The 18,045-nt window shown below is 58.7% G+C and carries 19 protein-coding genes; 9 read left to right on the forward strand and 10 right to left on the reverse strand.

Going from position 1 to position 18,045, the window contains the following annotated elements; genetic code table 11:
* The first annotated feature begins 182 nt into the window (after positions 1 to 182).
* From kbl to ABLV76_RS11090, 3 genes are all read left to right on the forward strand, one after another.
* Positions 183 to 1,376 (forward strand): glycine C-acetyltransferase, encoded by a 1,194-nt coding sequence (gene kbl / locus ABLV76_RS11080; RefSeq protein ID WP_017900044.1) that lies wholly within the window; start codon positions 183 to 185, stop codon positions 1,374 to 1,376.
* 12 nt (positions 1,377 to 1,388) lie between these two features.
* On the forward strand, positions 1,389 to 2,414 hold the full coding sequence (gene tdh, locus ABLV76_RS11085; RefSeq protein ID WP_004205051.1) for an L-threonine 3-dehydrogenase: 1,026 nt from the start codon (positions 1,389 to 1,391) through the stop codon (positions 2,412 to 2,414).
* A gap of 169 nt (positions 2,415 to 2,583) precedes the next feature.
* Entirely contained in the window at positions 2,584 to 3,372 is a 789-nt protein-coding gene (locus ABLV76_RS11090) for a glycosyltransferase family 2 protein (protein WP_017900043.1), read from the forward strand.
* 5 nt (positions 3,373 to 3,377) lie between these two features.
* Here the strand turns inward: ABLV76_RS11090 and ABLV76_RS11095 are convergent, their stop codons facing one another.
* From ABLV76_RS11095 to gpmM, 3 genes are read right to left on the reverse strand one after another with little or no spacing between them, the layout of a single operon-like run.
* Positions 3,378 to 4,334 (reverse strand): divergent polysaccharide deacetylase family protein, encoded by a 957-nt coding sequence (locus tag ABLV76_RS11095; protein WP_048293893.1) that lies wholly within the window; start codon positions 4,332 to 4,334, stop codon positions 3,378 to 3,380.
* A 3-nt stretch (positions 4,335 to 4,337) separates the two neighbouring features.
* Positions 4,338 to 5,609 (reverse strand): murein hydrolase activator EnvC, encoded by a 1,272-nt coding sequence (gene envC / locus ABLV76_RS11100; protein ID WP_004205048.1) that lies wholly within the window; start codon positions 5,607 to 5,609, stop codon positions 4,338 to 4,340.
* Positions 5,610 to 5,618: 9 nt separating this feature from the next.
* Positions 5,619 to 7,163, reverse strand: coding sequence for a 2,3-bisphosphoglycerate-independent phosphoglycerate mutase (gene gpmM / locus ABLV76_RS11105; RefSeq protein WP_004205047.1), 1,545 nt, complete (start codon positions 7,161 to 7,163; stop codon positions 5,619 to 5,621).
* Between the two features lie 245 nt (positions 7,164 to 7,408).
* Between gpmM and ABLV76_RS11110 the strand changes: the two genes are divergently transcribed.
* From ABLV76_RS11110 to cysE, 5 genes are all read left to right on the forward strand, one after another.
* Entirely contained in the window at positions 7,409 to 7,840 is a 432-nt protein-coding gene (locus tag ABLV76_RS11110; RefSeq protein WP_004205046.1) for a rhodanese-like domain-containing protein, read from the forward strand.
* A gap of 104 nt (positions 7,841 to 7,944) precedes the next feature.
* On the forward strand, positions 7,945 to 8,196 hold the full coding sequence (gene grxC, locus ABLV76_RS11115) for a glutaredoxin 3 (RefSeq protein ID WP_002922429.1): 252 nt from the start codon (positions 7,945 to 7,947) through the stop codon (positions 8,194 to 8,196).
* A 60-nt stretch (positions 8,197 to 8,256) separates the two neighbouring features.
* The gene (secB, locus tag ABLV76_RS11120) at positions 8,257 to 8,724 is read left to right on the forward strand and encodes a protein-export chaperone SecB (RefSeq protein WP_002922428.1); all 468 of its coding nucleotides are present in this window, start codon (positions 8,257 to 8,259) and stop codon (positions 8,722 to 8,724) included.
* Positions 8,724 to 9,743 carry an NAD(P)H-dependent glycerol-3-phosphate dehydrogenase gene (gpsA, locus tag ABLV76_RS11125; RefSeq protein WP_004205045.1) on the forward strand — a complete coding sequence of 340 codons (1,020 nt, stop codon included), beginning with the start codon at positions 8,724 to 8,726 and terminating at the stop codon, positions 9,741 to 9,743. Before secB ends, gpsA begins: the two co-directional genes overlap by 1 nt.
* Positions 9,744 to 9,816: 73 nt before the next feature.
* Positions 9,817 to 10,638, forward strand: a complete 822-nt coding sequence (gene cysE, locus ABLV76_RS11130; protein WP_002922426.1) for a serine O-acetyltransferase — start codon at positions 9,817 to 9,819, stop codon at positions 10,636 to 10,638.
* 102 nt (positions 10,639 to 10,740) lie between these two features.
* Here cysE and trmL read toward each other — a convergent pair whose 3' ends face one another.
* The 5 genes from trmL to ABLV76_RS11155 form a co-directional block, all read right to left on the reverse strand.
* Positions 10,741 to 11,214, reverse strand: coding sequence for a tRNA (uridine(34)/cytosine(34)/5-carboxymethylaminomethyluridine(34)-2'-O)-methyltransferase TrmL (gene trmL / locus ABLV76_RS11135; RefSeq protein WP_004205043.1), 474 nt, complete (start codon positions 11,212 to 11,214; stop codon positions 10,741 to 10,743).
* A 248-nt stretch (positions 11,215 to 11,462) separates the two neighbouring features.
* Entirely contained in the window at positions 11,463 to 12,647 is a 1,185-nt protein-coding gene (gene lldD, locus ABLV76_RS11140) for an FMN-dependent L-lactate dehydrogenase LldD (protein WP_004205042.1), read from the reverse strand.
* Complete coding sequence (lldR, locus tag ABLV76_RS11145) at positions 12,647 to 13,420, reverse strand: transcriptional regulator LldR (RefSeq protein WP_004205041.1); 774 nt, start codon at positions 13,418 to 13,420, stop codon at positions 12,647 to 12,649. Before lldR ends, lldD begins: the two co-directional genes overlap by 1 nt.
* Positions 13,417 to 15,072 (reverse strand): L-lactate permease, encoded by a 1,656-nt coding sequence (lldP, locus tag ABLV76_RS11150; RefSeq protein ID WP_004205040.1) that lies wholly within the window; start codon positions 15,070 to 15,072, stop codon positions 13,417 to 13,419. Before lldP ends, lldR begins: the two co-directional genes overlap by 4 nt.
* Positions 15,073 to 15,355: 283 nt before the next feature.
* Positions 15,356 to 15,718, reverse strand: a complete 363-nt coding sequence (locus tag ABLV76_RS11155) for a YibL family ribosome-associated protein (RefSeq protein ID WP_002922410.1) — start codon at positions 15,716 to 15,718, stop codon at positions 15,356 to 15,358.
* Positions 15,719 to 15,990: 272 nt separating this feature from the next.
* Here ABLV76_RS11155 and ABLV76_RS11160 point away from each other — a divergent pair, with 272 nt between their 5' ends.
* Positions 15,991 to 16,215 carry a hypothetical protein gene (locus tag ABLV76_RS11160; protein ID WP_002922402.1) on the forward strand — a complete coding sequence of 75 codons (225 nt, stop codon included), beginning with the start codon at positions 15,991 to 15,993 and terminating at the stop codon, positions 16,213 to 16,215.
* Here the strand turns inward: ABLV76_RS11160 and mtlR are convergent.
* Positions 16,204 to 16,800: a mannitol operon repressor MtlR gene (gene mtlR, locus ABLV76_RS11165; protein WP_025999221.1), complete on the reverse strand. Its 597-nt coding sequence runs from the start codon at positions 16,798 to 16,800 to the stop codon at positions 16,204 to 16,206. The two genes, ABLV76_RS11160 and mtlR, sit on opposite strands and share 12 nt — an antisense overlap.
* Complete coding sequence (mtlD, locus tag ABLV76_RS11170; protein ID WP_004205038.1) at positions 16,800 to 17,948, reverse strand: mannitol-1-phosphate 5-dehydrogenase; 1,149 nt, start codon at positions 17,946 to 17,948, stop codon at positions 16,800 to 16,802. Before mtlD ends, mtlR begins: the two co-directional genes overlap by 1 nt.
* Positions 17,949 to 18,045 lie beyond the last annotated feature (97 nt).

An 18,045-nucleotide genomic window follows, 5' to 3' on the forward strand; every position in this document is an offset into this window, starting at 1 on the left:
CAATCCGGACATGAATGCTCATATCATATCACCACATGAGCAAGCCTACAGCCATTCGCAGAATAAGGTGCTGGGCTGACGTGATTTATGCTGCAAATAATTCATTCAGGCATGCATCATCTCGTATCAGCGTATAGCTTTGGGTAATATGTGCCAAATTTTGCCGAATCTGGAGAGTTGCAATGCGTGGTGATTTCTACAAACAGTTAACTAGCAATCTGGAGACCGCTCGGGCCGAAGGCTTGTTTAAAGAAGAGCGCATCATCACCTCGGCGCAGCAGGCGGACATTACCGTCGGCGACAGCCACGTGATTAACTTCTGCGCCAATAACTATCTGGGTCTGGCCAACCACCCGGCGCTGATCGACGCGGCGAAATCCGGTATGGACAGCCACGGCTTCGGGATGGCCTCGGTACGCTTCATCTGCGGCACCCAGGATACGCACAAGCAGCTGGAGAAGAAGCTGGCGGATTTCCTAGGTATGGAAGACGCGATCCTCTACTCCTCTTGCTTCGACGCCAACGGCGGCCTGTTTGAAACGCTGCTCGGCCCGGAAGACGCCATTATCTCCGACGCCCTGAACCATGCCTCTATCATCGACGGCGTACGCCTGTGTAAAGCGAAACGCTTCCGCTATGCCAACAACGACATGCAGGAGCTGGAAGCGCGCCTGAAAGAAGCCCGCGACGCCGGGGCGCGTCACGTGTTAATCGCCACCGACGGCGTCTTCTCGATGGACGGCGTGATCGCCAACCTGAAAGGCGTATGCGATCTGGCGGATAAATACGATGCGCTGGTGATGGTCGATGACTCCCACGCCGTCGGCTTCGTCGGCGAAAACGGCCGCGGCTCCCACGAATACTGCGACGTGATGGGTCGCGTCGACATTATCACCGGCACGCTGGGTAAAGCGCTGGGCGGCGCCTCCGGCGGCTACACCGCCGCACGCAAAGAGGTGGTCGAGTGGCTGCGCCAGCGTTCCCGTCCGTATCTGTTCTCCAACTCTCTGGCGCCGGCCATCGTGGCCGCCTCCATCAAAGTGCTGGAGATGGTCGAAGAGGGTGCAGACCTGCGCGATCGCCTGTGGGCCAACGCGCGTCTGTTCCGTGAAAAAATGACCGCGGCAGGCTTCACTCTGGCGGGCGCCGACCACGCCATCATTCCGGTGATGCTGGGCGAAGCGGTGGTGGCGCAGAACTTTGCCCGCGAGCTGCAGAAAGAAGGGATCTATGTCACCGGCTTCTTCTATCCGGTGGTACCGAAAGGCCAGGCGCGTATTCGCACCCAGATGTCGGCGGCGCATACCCCTGAACAAATTGAGCGTGCGGTGGAAGCCTTTACCCGCATCGGTAAACAACTGGGCGTCATCGCCTAATAAGGGTGTGAGATGAAAGCGTTATCCAAACTGAAAGCGGAAGAAGGCATCTGGATGACCGACGTACCGGAACCGGAAGTCGGCCATAACGATCTGCTGATTAAAATCCGCAAGACCGCCATTTGCGGGACCGACGTGCACATCTACAACTGGGATGAGTGGTCGCAGAAGACTATTCCGGTACCGATGGTGGTCGGGCACGAATATGTCGGCGAAGTGGTGGGGATTGGCCAGGAAGTGCGCGGCTTTAAGATTGGCGACCGCGTCTCCGGCGAAGGGCATATCACCTGCGGCCACTGCCGTAACTGCCGCGCGGGCCGTACCCACCTGTGCCGCAACACCATCGGCGTGGGCGTCAACCGCCCGGGCTGCTTTGCCGAGTATCTGGTGATCCCGGCCTTTAACGCCTTTAAAATCCCCGACAATATCTCTGATGACCTGGCGTCTATCTTCGACCCGTTCGGCAACGCTGTGCACACTGCGCTCTCCTTCGATCTGGTGGGGGAAGACGTGCTGGTCTCCGGCGCCGGCCCGATCGGCGTGATGGCGGCGGCGGTGGCGAAACACGTCGGCGCGCGTAATGTGGTGATCACTGACGTTAACGAGTACCGTCTTGAGCTGGCGCGCAAAATGGGCGTCACTCGCGCGGTGAACGTGGCGAAAGAGAACCTCAATGACGTGATGGCCGAGCTGGGGATGACCGAAGGTTTCGACGTGGGCCTGGAGATGTCCGGCGCGCCGCCGGCGTTCCGCAGCATGCTGGATACCATGAACCACGGCGGTCGTATCGCGATGCTGGGTATTCCACCGTCAGATATGTCCATCGACTGGACCAAGGTCATCTTTAAGGGGCTGTTTATCAAAGGGATCTACGGCCGCGAGATGTTCGAAACCTGGTATAAGATGGCGGCGCTGATCCAGTCTGGTCTGGATCTTTCACCGATCATCACCCACCGCTTCGGCATTGACGACTTCCAGAAGGGTTTTGACGCCATGCGCTCCGGCCAGTCCGGTAAAGTGGTTCTGAGCTGGGAATAACGCCTCCGGTCTGTTGTAAAAACCAGCAAAAAAGGCGCCTGCGGGCGCCTTAATTTAGATTTGGATAACATTTTTAGCCTGCTTAATATCAAGCGCACAATTTCTACATCGATTTTACGGTTATTCGCTTATACAGTGTGTTTAGTCGCGGTTTAACTTTGTAACTATCATGCTTAAACTCTCCGTATGCTTACTGACCTGTAACTCTGCACGTCTGCTCATGGAGGTGCTGCCCCCGCTGCTGAGGGTGGCCGATGAGTGTATTGTCGTCGACTCCGGTAGCACCGACGAAACGGTCTCTATTTGTCAGCAGTTTGGTCTCACCGTCCATCACCACGCCTATAAAGCCCACGGCGCGCAGATGAACTATGCCATTGGGCTGGCCAGCCATGACTGGGTGCTGTGCATGGACAGCGATGAAATTCTTGATAACGACGTCGTGTCGGCCATTCAGGCGTTAAAAGCGGGGGAGGAGCCTGACCCGGCATGCGCCTGGCGTTTGCCGCGCTACTGGTTTGTCCTCGGCAAGCAGGTGCGGACGATCTACCCCATTTCCTCGCCGGATTACCCGGTGCGCCTCTTTAACCGCCAGCAGGCGCGATTTAACGACCGGCCGGTGGATGACCAGGTGGTTGGACACGCGCGATCCGTCAGGCTGCCGGGCTTTGTACGCCATGACACCTTTTATTCGCTGCATGAAGTGTTTAATAAGCTGAACAGCTATACCACCCGGCTGGTGAAGCACCAGCAGATCAAACCTTCGCTGGCGCGGGGGATCGTCAGCGCGATTGGCGCTTTCTTTAAATGGTATCTGTTCAGCGGGGCGTGGCGCTATGGCAAAGTCGGCGTGGTCACCGGCCTGTACGCCACGTTTTATAGCTTTCTCAAATATTTTAAGGCGTGGTACGCCCACGAAGATAACCAGGCGCCCGTCGCGCAAAAGCGAACGGACCCCTGAGTGGTCTAGTTGCCGGGATTGTCCCAGCCCTGCCATTTGAGGCGATAGTACTGGACCAGCGCGCTCTGGCTGATGCTGTCGCTGAGGATAGTGAAGAAGCGGCTGGCGTTCACGGGCTCCAGCGGGCGCTTCGGCTTGCAATACTTCACGCCGTGGAACGGATTACGCGGCTTCTGCTGCTGCGGCGCCGTTTGTTGCGCGGGCGGCTGAGCGTAGTTTGGCGTCGAATTGTCGACCTGCGGCTCGTTGAGCAGGCTGCTCGGGCGCACCAGCGTGATATCCGGCGGCAGATTATAGACCATCTGCTGCAGCACCCGCACCGTCGTCGGATGCGGATGGCCAATGGCTATCGCCGAACCGTTACGCCGCGCCAGGGCGACGGCGCGGTTGAACTGGGTGCGGATATCGGCTTCATTCTGCGTATCGTCAAGAAACACCTTGCGCTTAATCACCTTCACCCCGGTGCCCTGCGCGGCGCGCATGGCCTGGGTATTGCCGATGGTCACGCTGTCGAGAAAATAGAGATTGTAGCGCTCCAGGGCCTGCATCACCTTCTGCATGCCAAACAGGTTGGAGGTCATCGCGCTGCCCATATGGTTATTCAGCCCGACGGCGTAGGGGACTTTGCCGTAAGCTTCGCGAATGATGCGCTCGATCTCCTCGCTGCTCATTTCGGGACGCAGGGTGTCTTTTTCCAGCGGCTGTTTGCTGAGCGGCGCCATCGGCAGGTGGATGAGCACTTCATGGCCCAGATTATGCGCTTTCGTGGCCATTTCCCGGGCGTGCGGCGCGTTCGGCAGCACGGCGACGGAGATAGTGGAAGGCAGCGCCAGCACCTGATTTTCGGTCTGCGGGCGGTAGCCAAAATCGTCAATAACGATGGAGAGTTTGCCAGCGAACGCTGGCGCCGCCAGAGCCAGCGAACCGGCTACGGCAAGAGCAATTGCGCGAAATTGAAGCAAAACTTATCTTCCCAACCACGGCTGTGGATTGACCGCCTGACCCTGGCGGCGAATTTCGAAATAGAGCGACGGACGGCCCTGACCGCCGCTGCTGCCTACGAGCGCGATAGGCTGACCGGCACGCACCTGCGTACCGACGCTGACCAGCGCGCTTTGGTTATAGCCATACAGGCTCATGTCGCCTTTGCCATGCTCGACCACCACCACCAGACCATAGCCCTGCAGCCAGTCGGCCAGAATGACCCGACCATCGGCAATGGCTCTGACTTCGGTGCCTTCAGACGCGGCGATAACCATCCCTTTCCAACGTAGTTCACCTTGCAGCTGTTCGCCATATCGATGAAGGAGCGGACCGCGAACCGGCCAGAACGCCTGACCGCGCGGCGAGCCCAGCCCGCCGGTGCGTGACATCAGCGAACGCTCGCTTTCCGTTGGTTTATAGGTGGTGCCTTTGCGCGATGCTTCCTGCTGGCGGTCGCGCACCGCCTGCGCATCGCGTGCTTCCCGATCGGCTCGGGCTTTGGCGGCAGCCTCCGCCTGGGCGATACGACCGCGTAGGCGCGATTCGTTAGCCCGCAATTCACTTAACTGTTGCTGACCTTGCTGAATGGAGGATTCCAGTCCGGAAAGGGTCTTTTTCCGTTCGTTACGCGCCTGCTCCAGCTTCGCCTGCTGAGCTTTTTGCTCGTAGACCAGCGTCTGCTGCTGGCTCTGCTTCTCTTCGAGCATCGACTTTTGCACCGCCATCTCTTCGCGCGTTTTCTTCAGTTCCGCGATGGTTTCCTGACGGGCCTGGTTGAAATAGCTGAAGTAGACCTGCATCCGCTGATTGCGCTGGCCCTCTTCACCGCTCAGCACCATCTGGATGCCGGTATGCGGCCCCTGGCGGAACGCGGCGTCAAGCTGCGCGGCGAGGTTACGCTCCTGAGACGCGCGCTGGCGCTCCAGCTTGGCGAGAGAGGCGTTCATTTCGTCAATCTGCTTATTGAGCTGGTTCAGGTTGTCCTGGGTTTCGCGCAGTTTGCGGGCCGCGGCGGCGATCGCTTCTTCCTGCGCTTTGAGCTGGGCGAGCAGGCTTGCGCGCTGCTGCTGCTGTTGCTTAATCGCCCGCTGCCTGGCGGCGATGTCGGCCTGGATGGACTTAAGCTGATCGCGATCGTCGGCGTGCGCAGATGACGCGCACAGTAATACGCCAGCGCTGAGCGCGCTGGCGTAAAGGACGGATCGAACTGCCGTTGCGATCCATGTAGTTGAATACGTCGCCTTTCCCCTCATGGGGAAGGATTATTCCACGATGAACAGCGGCTTGCCAGTCATCTCTTGCGGGATTTCCATTCCCATCAGCGACAGCATGGTTGGGGCGATGTCGGAAAGTTTGCCGCCATTGACCGCTTTAACCGCTTTGTTACCGACGTAGATCAGCGGAACCGGCAGGTTGGTGTGGGCGGTATGCGCCTGACCGGTGGCCGGGTCGCGCATCTGCTCGGCGTTACCGTGGTCGGCGGTGATCAGCAGCTGACCGCCAACGGATTCCACCGCCTGCGCCACCTGATCGATGCAGTGATCCAGCGCTTCAACGGCTTTTACGGCGGCTTCCATCACCCCGGTATGGCCAACCATATCGCCGTTCGGGTAGTTACAGATGATAGTGTCGTACTGGCCGCCTTTGATGGCCGCGACCAGTTTCTCGGTCAGCTCGGCGGAGCTCATTTCCGGCTGCAGATCGTAGGTCGCTACTTTCGGCGAATTAATCAGAATCCGCTCTTCGCCTTTGAACGGCTCTTCTACGCCGCCGTTGAAGAAGAAGGTGACGTGGGCGTATTTTTCAGTTTCGGAGATGCGCAGCTGGGTTTTATCGTGCTTGGCCATCCACTCGCCGAAGGTATTGGCCAGCGAGGCGGGCGGGTAGGCGCAGGCGACTTTGATGTCGGCGGCATATTCGGTGAGCATCACGAAGTCGAGGTTAACCACTTTCTTACGCGCAAAGCCGTCGAAGTCGGCGTTGACGAAGGCGCGGGTGATTTCGCGCGCGCGGTCAGCACGGAAGTTCATGAAGATCAGCGCATCGCCATCTTCCATCGCCGCATCGGCCTGGCCGGCGGCGCGGATCACGGTCGCTTTCACGAACTCGTCGTTTTCGTCACGGGCGTAGGCAGCCTGCAGACCGGCGACGGCGGTATCGGCCTGGAATTCGCCTTTCGCCAGGGTCATCAGGTCATAGGCCTGCTCAACGCGATCCCAGCGGTTGTCGCGGTCCATGGCGTAGTAGCGGCCGATGAGCGACGCGATGCGGCCTTTGCCCAGCGCGGCAAATTTGGCTTCGAATGTCGCCAGCGTTTTTTCCGCGCTGCGCGGCGGCGTATCACGGCCGTCGAGGAAGGCGTGCAGGTAGATCTTCTCAGCGCCGCGCTCTGCCGCTAGCTCCACCATCGCCATGATGTGATCTTCGTGGCTGTGGACGCCGCCTGGCGACATCAGACCCATGATATGTACCGCTTTGCCGGCGGCAACCGCTTTATCGACCGCGGCGGTCAGTACCGGGTTGGCGAAGAAGGTGCGTTCTTTAATTTCCACATCGAGACGGGTCAGGTCCTGATAGACGATACGACCGGCGCCCAGGTTGACGTGACCCACTTCGGAGTTCCCCATCTGACGGTCCGGCAGGCCAACTTCCAGGCCGGATGCATCGATCAGGGTATGCGGACATTTGGCCCACAGGGCGTCCATTACCGGCGTTTTAGCGCTGTAAATGGCGTTATCCTGTTGGTCTTCGCGATAGCCGTAGCCATCCAGAATCACCAGTACCATAGGTTTTTTAGTAACCGACATTGCGACAACCTCATGCTCAAAGACAGAAATTTTGCGTAATTTTACTACAGCTGAATCGTTTAAATCCCCGTGAAAGATCAAAGAAAGGGAGCGGCCAGTCCGCGGCGCGTCAGCGAGAACGGCTTTTTTTCGCCGCCGCCCGCAGAAAATACATTACATCGCGCTCACTGGCTGTAATTGCCGCAAGGCACAGGTATACTCCTTTCCTGGTTTTTTTCTCACTTAGTCGGGAGTTGTAACCCCCCATGCAAGAAATTATGCAATTCATCGGCCGTCACCCTGTTCTGAGCATCGCGTGGATCGCGCTGCTGGGGGCGGTGCTGTTCACCACCTTCAAGGGCCTGATGTCGAAAGTTAAAGTCATCACCCGTGGTGAAGCGACGCGTCTTATCAATAAAGAAGACGCGGTAGTGGTCGACCTGCGTCAGCGTGACGATTTCCGTAAAGGCCATATTGCCGGCGCCATCAACCTGCTGCCCAGCGATATCAAAGCGAATAACGTCGGCGAGTTGGAAAAACACAAATCGCAACCCATTATTGTGGTAGACGGTTCCGGCATGCAGGCGCAAGAGCCAGCCAACGCGCTGAACAAAGCCGGGTTTGAAAAAGTCTTTGTACTGAAAGAGGGCATTGCTGGCTGGAGCGGCGAAAACCTCCCTCTGGTACGCGGCAAATAACTTACCCCGCGTGGTGATGCCGCCGCGTTTTCCCCGTCGCGCCTGACGTGAGGGGAACACAGGCTGCGGCGTAAAACCCTCAGGGTAATAACAGGAGTGAAGTCATGGCCAATATTGAGATCTACACCAAAGCGACCTGCCCGTTCTGCATCCGCGCGAAAGCGCTGCTGAACAGCAAAGGCGTAACGTTCCATGAGTTGCCGATCGATGGCGATGCCGCGAAGCGTGAGGAGATGATCCAGCGCAGCGGACGGACGACGGTTCCGCAGATTTTTATTGATGCGCAGCACATTGGCGGCTGTGACGACTTGTATGCGCTTGATTCACGTGGTGGACTTGATCCCCTCTTGCGCTAATTTTTGCGCGCTTTCCCTGCCGGAAGCGCGTATTTAAGGACAACACGAAAGGGTTTTACTATGTCAGAACAAAACAGCACCGAAATGACCTTCCAGATCCAGCGTATCTATACCAAAGATATCTCTTTTGAAGCGCCGAACGCGCCGCAAGTTTTCCAGAAAGACTGGCAGCCGGAAGTTAAACTTGATCTGGATACCGCCTCCACCCAGCTGGCTGAAGGCGTTTATGAAGTGGTGCTGCGTGTAACCGTGACCGCCGCGCTGGGCGAAGAGACCGCGTTCCTCTGCGAAGTACAGCAGGGCGGTATTTTCTCCATCGACGGCATCGAAGGCACCCAGATGGCGCACTGCCTTGGCGCATACTGCCCGAACATTCTGTTCCCTTACGCGCGCGAGTGCATCACCAGCCTGGTTTCCCGCGGTACCTTCCCGCAACTTAACCTTGCGCCAGTGAACTTCGACGCGCTGTTTATGAACTATCTGCAGCAGCAGGCTGGCGAAGGTGCTGAACAACATCAGGATGCCTGATGAACGCACTTAATGCTGCAATGACTGTGATCGGTGCCGGCTCTTACGGCACCGCTCTTGCCATCACCCTGGCAAGAAATGGCCACCACGTTGTGCTCTGGGGCCATGACCCGAAACATATCGCGACGCTGCAACACGATCGCTGCAACGCCGCGTTCCTTCCCGATGTGCCTTTCCCGGATACGCTGCATCTTGAAAGCGACCTGGCCACCGCGCTGGCCGCCAGCCGCGATATTCTGGTGGTGGTGCCAAGCCATGTGTTTGGTCAGGTGTTACGCCAGATTAAACCGCTGATGCGTCCTGACGCGCGTCTGGTGTGGGCGACCAAAGGACTTGAGGCCGAAACCGGTCGTCTGCTGCAGGACGTAGCGCGTGAAGCGCTGGGCGATGATATCCCGCTGGCGGTGATCTCCGGGCCAACCTTCGCCAAAGAGCTGGCCGCCGGCCTGCCGACGGCGATTTCGTTGGCGGCGACGGATCCGCAGTTTGCCGAGGATCTGCAGCACCTGCTGCACTGCGGCAAGAGCTTCCGCGTCTACATCAACCCGGACTTTATCGGCGTACAACTCGGCGGCGCAGTGAAAAACGTCATCGCCATCGGGGCGGGGATGTCGGACGGCATCGGCTTCGGCGCCAATGCTCGGACGGCGCTGATTACCCGTGGCCTGGTGGAAATGTCTCGCCTTGGCGCGGCGCTGGGCGCCGACCCGGAAACCTTTATGGGGATGGCCGGCCTCGGTGACCTGGTGCTCACCTGTACCGACAACCAGTCCCGTAACCGTCGCTTCGGCATGATGCTCGGCCAGGGGATGGACGTGCAAAGCGCCCAGGAAAAGATTGGCCAGGTGGTTGAAGGCTACCGCAATACCAAGGAAGTTCGCGTTCTGGCACAGCGTTTAGGTGTCGAAATGCCAATAACCGAGGAAATTTATCAGGTATTGTATTGCGGAAAAATTGCGCGCGAGGCAGCATTGACCTTATTGGGTCGCGCCCGCAAGGACGAGCGCAGCAGCAATTAGCTTTCCTTTGTCACCTGAATGACCCTGCCAGCGCAGAACTGGCAGGTCATTACCATATCGCCTGGAGTATGCAATGCCGTGTGAAGAACTGGATATCGTCTGGAATAATATTAAAGCCGAAGCCCGGGCTCTGGCTGACTGTGAGCCAATGCTCGCCAGTTTTTACCACGCAACGTTACTCAAGCATGAAAATCTGGGCAGCGCACTGAGCTATATGTTGGCCAACAAGCTGGCTTCCCCGATTATGCCGGCGATCGCCATTCGCGAAGTGGTGGAAGAAGCCTACGCCGCCGACCCGGAAATGATCGCCTCCGCCGCCTGCGATATTCAGGCGGTGCGCACGCGTGACCCGGCGGTGGATAAATACTCCACGCCGCTGCTCTATCTGAAGGGTTTCCATGCCCTGCAGGCCTATCGTATCGGCCACTGGCTGTGGACGCAGGGCCGGCGTGCGCTGGCGATTTTCCTGCAAAACCAGGTCTCCGTCTCTTTCCAGGTGGATATCCACCCGGCGGCGAAAATCGGCCGCGGGATCATGCTCGACCACGCCACCGGTATTGTGGTTGGCGAAACGGCGGTGATTGAGGATGACGTCTCTATTCTGCAGTCGGTCACCCTCGGCGGTACCGGTAAAACCAGCGGCGACCGTCACCCGAAAATTCGCGAAGGCGTGATGATTGGCGCCGGAGCGAAGATCCTCGGCAATATCGAAGTCGGGCGTGGGGCAAAAATCGGCGCAGGCTCAGTGGTGCTGCAGCCGGTGCCGCCGCATACCACCGCCGCAGGTGTTCCTGCGCGCATCGTCGGCAAGCCGGAGAGCGATAAGCCGGCGATGGATATGGATCAGCATTTCAACGGTATTCACCACACTTTCGAGTACGGCGACGGGATTTAACGTCTTGCCCGGTGGCGCTGCGCTTACCGGGCCTACGATCTCATCCCGCCAGCCTGTCGCCCGGATAAGGCGCCGTGCGCTGCAATCCGGGAATCGCTCAGGTTAGCTGCGCAGCACCGCGCCGGGATACCCCAGCTGCCGCCAGGCCTCATACACCACCACCGACACCGCATTCGACAGGTTCATGCTGCGGCTGTCCGGCATCATTGGAATCCGAATTTTCTGCTCCGGCGGCAGGGCATCCAGAATGCTCGCCGGCAGACCGCGGGTTTCCGGACCAAACATCAAGAAATCGCCATCCTGATAGCTCACCGCGCTGTGCGCCGGCGTACCTTTGGTGGTAAGGGCGAACAGACGCTGCGGCTGCGCGCTGGCGAGAAACGCCGCGTAATCGGCGTGGCGCTGCACGGCGGTGAACTCGTGATAGTCCAGTCCGGCGCGTCTCAGGCGCTTATCGTCCCAGGTGAAGCCCATGGGCTCAATGATATGCAGACTGAAGCCCGTGTTGGCGCACAGGCGGATAATATTCCCGGTGTTCGGCGGGATCTCTGGTTCGAATAACACGATGTTCAGCATACTGCCCCCTTAATTGCGGGGGGCAGAATAGCAGATATTTGGTCAACCCTCACCCCGGCCCTCTCCCTGAGGGAGAGGGGGAAAACCGGCGCCGGCCGGTGGGCCGGAGGACGCGGGTAAAAGGACTCACCCAACCTTCGGTACTTTACCTGGACGGAGGTTAAGGCGAACGCTACCGCTAGCTTGGCTGCCGGACGGTTCCCTCTCCCTGACGGAGAGGGTGAGGAGAGAGAGCACAACGGCGCAGCTTATGCCGCGTTATGCTGCTTCAGCGCATCGAAGGTCTGCAGCGCCTCCGCGTTCTGCACCAGCGAATCACGGCTAATGTCCGCGATGGTTTTCGCGCCGGTCAGGGTCATCGCCACCTTCATCTCTTTCTCGATTAGATTCAGCAGATTCGCCACCCCCTGCTTGCCATGGGTCGCCAGGGCGTACAGGTAAGCGCGGCCCAGCAGTACGCTGTCGGCGCCCAGGGCGATCATCCGCACGACGTCGAGACCGTTGCGGATGCCGCTGTCGGCGAGAATGGTAATGTCGCCTTTCACGGCGTCGGCAATTGCCGGCAGGGCGCGAGCGGAGGAGAGCACGCCGTCAAGCTGGCGGCCGCCGTGGTTGGAGACCACAATACCGTCGGCGCCAAAGCGCACCGCGTCGCGGGCGTCCTCCGGGTCGAGGATCCCTTTGATCACCATCGGACCGTCCCAGAAATCACGGATCCACTCGAGGTCTTTCCATGAAATCGATGGATCGAAGTTATTCGCCAGCCAGCCGATGTAATCCTCCAGGCCGGTCGGCTGGCCGAGATAGGCGGAGATATTCCCCAGATCGTGCGGACGGCCGTTGAGGCCAACGTCCCATGCCCACTGCGGATGGGTGACCGCCTGCCAGTAGCGGCGCAGGGCGGCGTTCGGGCCGCTCATGCCGGAATGGGCGTCGCGGTAACGGGCACCGGGGGTCGGCATATCGACGGTAAAGACCAGCGTTGAACAACCCGCCGCCTTAGCGCGCTCCAGCGCATTGCGCATAAAGCCGCGGTCGCGCAGAACGTACAGCTGGAACCACATCGGCCGCTTGATGGTCGGGGCGACCTCTTCGATTGGGCAGACGGAAACGGTGGAGAGGGTAAACGGAATACCTTTGTCATCCGCTGCGCCAGCGGCCTGCACTTCGCCGCGGCGGGCGTACATCCCGCACAGCCCCACCGGCGCCAGCGCCGTCGGCATCGCCAGCTTCTCGTTGAAGAGGGTGGTCTCGAGGCTCAGGTCCGACATATTGCGCAGAATACGCTGGCGTAACGCCACGTCGGAGAGATCTTCCACGTTGCGGCGCAGGGTATGTTCGGCGTAAGCCCCGCCGTCGATATAGTGGAACAGGAAAGGCGGCAGGATACGCTGGGCGGCGGCGCGATAGTCGCTGGCGGCGGAAATAATCATCACGAATTCTCCCTGGAATTATCAATAGCATCGCCGGGCAGGCGGGTAATTCGCGCCTGGCGGGCCTGGTCTTCATCAAAACGTTTAATGGTGGCGTGGACAAAGCCTAAGTGGGCCATCATCGCCTGGCGCGCCGCCTCGGCGTCGCCGGCGACAATCGCCTCCATGACGGCCTGGTGCTGTTCGGTCAGGCGGGCAAATACCGGCGGCACCAGATACATACGCTGACGGCTCTGCTTGACGGAGGAGTGCAGCAGGTCGAAAAAGCCGCGCATGGTTTGCAGGAGCACCACGTTATGCGAGGCTTCGGCGATGGCCAGATGGAAGCGGACGTCCGCCTGCGAGGCGATATCCGGGTCTTCGCTTTGGGTCGCTTCAAAGCACAGGCGAATTTTTTCTTTATCGGCGTCGGTGGCCCGCATCGCCGCGTGCCACGCGGTGCTGGCTTCGATGGCGTGGCGGGCCTCGAGGATGTCGAAGCTGTAGTCAGGGTCATCGGCTAGTAGCGTCTTCAGCGGCTGGACGATGTTTTGCTCCGACCACGGTTCATGCTGAAAGCGGACGAAAGTGCCGCCGCCTCGACGGCTCAGCAGTACCCCTTCATTGACCAGCATCGCCAGCGCTTCGCGCAGGGAATTGCGCGAGACGCCGAGCTGAGCGGCGAGCTGACGCTCGGCGGGCAGTCGCATGCCCGCCTCCAGCTGTTGTTCTTCAATCAGCGCCCGGACGCGACGGGCTACATCGTCGGCCAGGCGTTTAGGCATCACTATCACGGGATCATCCAGGTTAAAACGTAGGCCTGCAGCGTGGTGATCAGGCCCACCATACAGGTGAAGATCAGGCTGTGTTTGACGGTAAAGCGGAACAGATCCGACTCTTTACCCACCAGGCCAACCGCGGCGCAGGCGATGGCGATCGACTGCGGGGAAATCATCTTGCCGGTGACGCCGCCGGTGGTATTGGCCGCGACCAGCAGGATATCGGAGACGCCAATCTGCTGCGCCGCCGTTGCCTGCAGCGCGGCGAACAGGGCGTTAGACGAGGTGTCCGAACCGGTCAGGAATACCCCCAGCCAGCCCAGGAACGGCGAGAAGAAGGTAAACGCGTGGCCGGTATGGGCCAGCGCCAGGGCCAGGGTTGACGACAGCCCGGAGTAGTTGGAGATAAAGGCGAACGCCAGCACCATGCCGATAGAGTAGATCGGCAGCGCCAGGTCCTTCAGCGTCCCGGCGAAGGTGGTCAGCGCGTCTTTCGGCTTCATACGCAGCCAGACGATGGACAGCAGGGCGGCGAACAGAATGGCGGTGCCGGTTGCCGACAGCCAGTCAAACTTATAGATGGCGGCGTAAGGCGTCGCGGCGCTGACCACCGGCGGCATGCGGGCGACCATTTTGTCGAGGAACGGCACCGAAAAATTGATGACGAAGTCATACATCGCGCCGCCCGGTGCGAACAGCGCTTTGAACGGCGGCACGCTCCACAGGGTTACGGTGGCGGTCAGGAACAGGAACGGCGACCAGGCGCGGATCACTTGTCCTGCGGTGTAGCGCGTGCGGGCCAGCGTCATATCCACCTGCGAGGCGCCGATGTCGCCAAAGCGGAAGATGCGCACCGGCTGCCAGCGTTTGAGGAACAGGGTCAGGCAGACCAGGGAGACCAGCGATGAGATGATGTCCGGCAGCTCCGGGCCAAGGAAGTTAGAGCTGAGGTACTGGGCGATAGCGAACGAGCCGCCTGCGACCATCACCGCCGGCCAGGTCTCTTTGATGCCCCGCCAGCCATCCATGATGGCCATGATCCAGAACAGCACGATAATGGTCAGGAACGGCAGCTGACGGCCCACCATCTGGCCGATGGCGAAGCTGTCGATACCGGTTACCTGGCCGGCCACCAGGATTGGGATGCCCATCGCGCCGAAGGCCACCGGCGCGGTGTTGACGATCAGGCACAGACCAGCCGCATACAGCGGGTTAAACCCGAGTCCGACCAGCAGCGCCGCGGTAATCGCCACCGGCGCGCCAAACCCCGCTGCCCCTTCGAGAAAGGCGCCGAACGAGAATCCGACGATCAGCATCTGCAGGCGTTGGTCAGGCGTAATCGACAGGATCGACGAGCGGATAATGTCGAACTGTCCGGTCTTCACCGAGATTTTATAGACAAAGACCGCGGCGATAATAATCCACGCGATGGGCCACAGTCCGTAGAAGAAGCCATACACTACCGAGGCCAGGGCGCGGTCCACCGGCATTTTATAGAACAGCAATGCGACGGCCAGGGCGATCGCAACGGTCCAGGTAGCGGCGAGATAGCCTTTCAGTTTGAGCTTAATCAGCGCAAAAAAGAAAAACAGAATCGGTAGCGATGCGATAAGACTGGATAACCAGATATTACCGGCGGGATCGTAGTTTTGTTGCCAGAGATTCATGCAGGGTCTCCATCGGGCCGCCAGGACGTGTGGGCTGAGTCTGCGCTCATTGCCGAATCCGTCTTAGGTAAAATTGGCCCGGCCAATTAGGGATAGCAGGGTTGATGACAACGAATGGTTAACCAGATGTTACTCTTAGGCAACGGGTTTGTGATGCATTTTGATGGATTTGTGAACTGCTGGGGGGTAGATGAATTTATTGGTTGGACCAATCTGCCAGCAGGGGACGAAAAAGGGTGGCGGTAGGACAGAATAACCCTCTCCGGACGGAGAGGGCTGGGGATTAGAATTCGCTGCGGGCGAAACCGGTCATCTCTTTCAAACCCATTTCCCGGCCCAGGGCGGTCATCGGATGGACGACCACCAGGCCGCGGACGCTTTTCTTCAGCTTGCCCATATCGGCCTGCTCTTTTTTGGTAATCGCGCGACGGAACGGCAGGCTCATCAGCTTTTGCGCCTCTTTGCTCAGCTTCTGGCTCTGGACGGAACGCAGACGTTCAATCTCCGTTTCCAGAGTGGCTTTTTCTTTTTCCAGCTCAGCGTATTTATCGGCGGCTTCCACCAGCGACAGCTCGGCCTGCTGGTGGCGGATGGCGTCGAGACGATCGCTCAGACGTTTGATTTCATTCTTTTCGACTTCTTTCATGGTGATTTGATCTGTTAATAAAGGGGCTTCATTCGCCTATAGTATGTGCCGTGACCGCTATTGTTGATAGCTATTTATCAAAAATTCGCCGTTAATCGCCGTCAGAATACGATACCTGAACCTGCTAATAATTTGAATTTTATTAATATTCTTTCTGATACCCGCTCTAATTTCATTTCTGTGAAGCCGGTCGGCAGATAAGCACGTTTTCCTTAACCCACGCCGGTGAATTGGCTAATGCTTAATCAGATTATTCCCAAAAGGAGGACGTGATGGCAAAGATCGGCGACGGCGTACCACGTTTAATCGACAAAGCGGTTGATTTTATGGCTTCCAGTCAGGCGTTTATGGAGTATTTGAAAAAGTCTCCGCGGCTGCAGCATGTACCGCGAGATATCCCGCAGGATAAGGAAGCGTTGTTTCTGCAGCGTCTGGAATATTATCGTCAGCTTTACCGGCCGACCTGCGACCAGACGGAGCCGGAATCAGAGCGTTGATTTCTGGAAGGCTTTTTTTAAGCTGATTCGTGAAATCAGCTCAGTCAGGGACAACACCATCGTTGAACGCACCATCTGCTGGTAACGCAGTTTCTGCATTGCCAGCAGTTCGGCGTCGCTGTCATCAAACTGCGGCGTTGGCGGCAGGGCGGCGACGCAGTGCAGTTCGCCGAACGGACCGATAATTTCGTCGTCGGTAAAGCTGTACTCATTGCCGTCGTGATTAAGCTCCTCGCGCAGGGCCATCAGCAGCTCGGCGTCTTCATATTCGGCACGACTTATCACCCCAAGGCCATAAATCAGCTTCAGGCGTACAGAGAGATCGCCGAGCGGCCCGCTGCCCTCCAGCAAGGGCTCAACGGCGTATTTCACCGCGTAGTCGTCTTTACGGAACACCTGAAGCACCAGAATATTGACCGCTTCCGTTAACAGCTCGACGGTGGCGATCAGGAAGCTTCGCACGGTTTTGCCAGCATTCAGACGCTCAAGCACACGGTTTTCAAATGCTTGTGTTTCTTCCATCATTGCCTGCATATCTGACAGGAGTCGTAATGGGCGCGACGTCTGTCGCGCCAGGTTGTGCATCATTTTACCGCGTTGTAGTCGTTAACGGCCTCCGCGACGACATCGCTTGCCGCGTCAAGGCCGGAAATCTGGGCCAGCGCGGCCTGCGGCCCCTTGTCGGCGATCAGCGCCGCCAGCTCCTGAGCCTGCGGATCGTCTTCGCTACGGAAATGCATCGCCGCCGCGATCCCTTTCACCAGGTTGCGGTGCGGCAGGCCGTATTCCAGTGTACCCAGCAGCGGCTTAATTAAACGGTCGCCGGCGCTCAGTTTGCGCAGCGGCTGACGGCCAACGCGCTCAACATCGTCTTTCAGGTACGGGTTCTCGAAACGGCCAAGAATTTTCTGGATATAAGCCGCGTGCTTCTGCGGGTCAAAGGCGTAGCGTTTGATCAGCACCGCGCCGCTCTCCTCCATCGCGCCCTGCACGACGGCCCGAATTTTCTCGTCGAGGATCGCATCGCGAATCGTCTGGTGGCCCGCCAGTTTTCCGAGGTAGGCGGTTATAGCATGCCCGGTGTTCAAGGTGAAGAGCTTGCGCTCGACAAATGCCATCAGGTTATCAGTTAATTCCATTCCCGGGATGGTCGGCAGTTCGCCCTTGAACTGGGTTTTATCGACGATCCATTCGCTGAAGGTTTCCACGGTGACTTCCAGCGGGTCATGGGTAGCGGACGCCGATGGCGGCACGATACGGTCAACGGCGGAGTCGACGAAGCCGATATGGGTTTCCACCCAAGCCTTATCTTCCTCCGCCAGGGCGTTAAATACGTGGCCTTTTAACTGCGTGGTGCCGCGCACCATATTTTCGCAGGCGATAATGTTCAGCGGGCGTTCGGTGCCCTGCGCTTTGCGCTTCGCCAGCCCTTTGGCGATGGCCGGGGCGATGCGCTCAAGGACCACGGGACCGACGGCAGTGGTCACCAGGTCGACGCTGGCGATCAGATCCACGACCTCGTCGCCAATGCTGCTGACGGCATTCACGCCGGAGACGGTATCCACCTGCTCATTTTCGCCAACGACGTGAACCTGGTAGCTATGACGGGCATTCAGGGCATCAAGTACGGTCTGATTAACATCGGCAAACGTCAGTTCGATGCCCGCGTCGGCCAGCAGTTTACCGATAAAGCCACGTCCGATATTACCTGCGCCAAAATGTAATGCTTTCATAGTAGTAACCTTCAATTAATGTTTTTACCTGAGAGGGCTGGGGTGAGGCTTTTCCCCTCACCCAAACCCTCTCCAAAAAGGAGAGGGAATGGACCGG

It is taken from the genome of Klebsiella sp. GB_Kp047 (assembly GCF_040065235.1).
Taxonomy (GTDB): domain Bacteria; phylum Pseudomonadota; class Gammaproteobacteria; order Enterobacterales; family Enterobacteriaceae; genus Klebsiella; species Klebsiella quasipneumoniae.

Coding starts and splice junctions, on each gene's coding strand:
- kbl (WP_017900044.1), top strand. CDS start 183: ATGCGTGGTGATTTCTACAAACAGTTAACTAGCAATCTGGAGACCGCT.
- tdh (WP_004205051.1), top strand. CDS start 1,389: ATGAAAGCGTTATCCAAACTGAAAGCGGAAGAAGGCATCTGGATGACC.
- ABLV76_RS11090 (WP_017900043.1), top strand. CDS start 2,584: ATGCTTAAACTCTCCGTATGCTTACTGACCTGTAACTCTGCACGTCTG.
- envC (WP_004205048.1), bottom strand. CDS start 5,609: ATGAGGGGAAAGGCGACGTATTCAACTACATGGATCGCAACGGCAGTT.
- gpmM (WP_004205047.1), bottom strand. CDS start 7,163: ATGTCGGTTACTAAAAAACCTATGGTACTGGTGATTCTGGATGGCTAC.
- ABLV76_RS11110 (WP_004205046.1), top strand. CDS start 7,409: ATGCAAGAAATTATGCAATTCATCGGCCGTCACCCTGTTCTGAGCATC.
- grxC (WP_002922429.1), top strand. CDS start 7,945: ATGGCCAATATTGAGATCTACACCAAAGCGACCTGCCCGTTCTGCATC.
- secB (WP_002922428.1), top strand. CDS start 8,257: ATGTCAGAACAAAACAGCACCGAAATGACCTTCCAGATCCAGCGTATC.
- gpsA (WP_004205045.1), top strand. CDS start 8,724: ATGAACGCACTTAATGCTGCAATGACTGTGATCGGTGCCGGCTCTTAC.
- cysE (WP_002922426.1), top strand. CDS start 9,817: ATGCCGTGTGAAGAACTGGATATCGTCTGGAATAATATTAAAGCCGAA.
- trmL (WP_004205043.1), bottom strand. CDS start 11,214: ATGCTGAACATCGTGTTATTCGAACCAGAGATCCCGCCGAACACCGGG.
- lldD (WP_004205042.1), bottom strand. CDS start 12,647: ATGATTATTTCCGCCGCCAGCGACTATCGCGCCGCCGCCCAGCGTATC.
- lldP (WP_004205040.1), bottom strand. CDS start 15,072: ATGAATCTCTGGCAACAAAACTACGATCCCGCCGGTAATATCTGGTTA.
- ABLV76_RS11155 (WP_002922410.1), bottom strand. CDS start 15,718: ATGAAAGAAGTCGAAAAGAATGAAATCAAACGTCTGAGCGATCGTCTC.
- ABLV76_RS11160 (WP_002922402.1), top strand. CDS start 15,991: ATGGCAAAGATCGGCGACGGCGTACCACGTTTAATCGACAAAGCGGTT.
- mtlR (WP_025999221.1), bottom strand. CDS start 16,800: ATGCACAACCTGGCGCGACAGACGTCGCGCCCATTACGACTCCTGTCA.
- mtlD (WP_004205038.1), bottom strand. CDS start 17,948: ATGAAAGCATTACATTTTGGCGCAGGTAATATCGGACGTGGCTTTATC.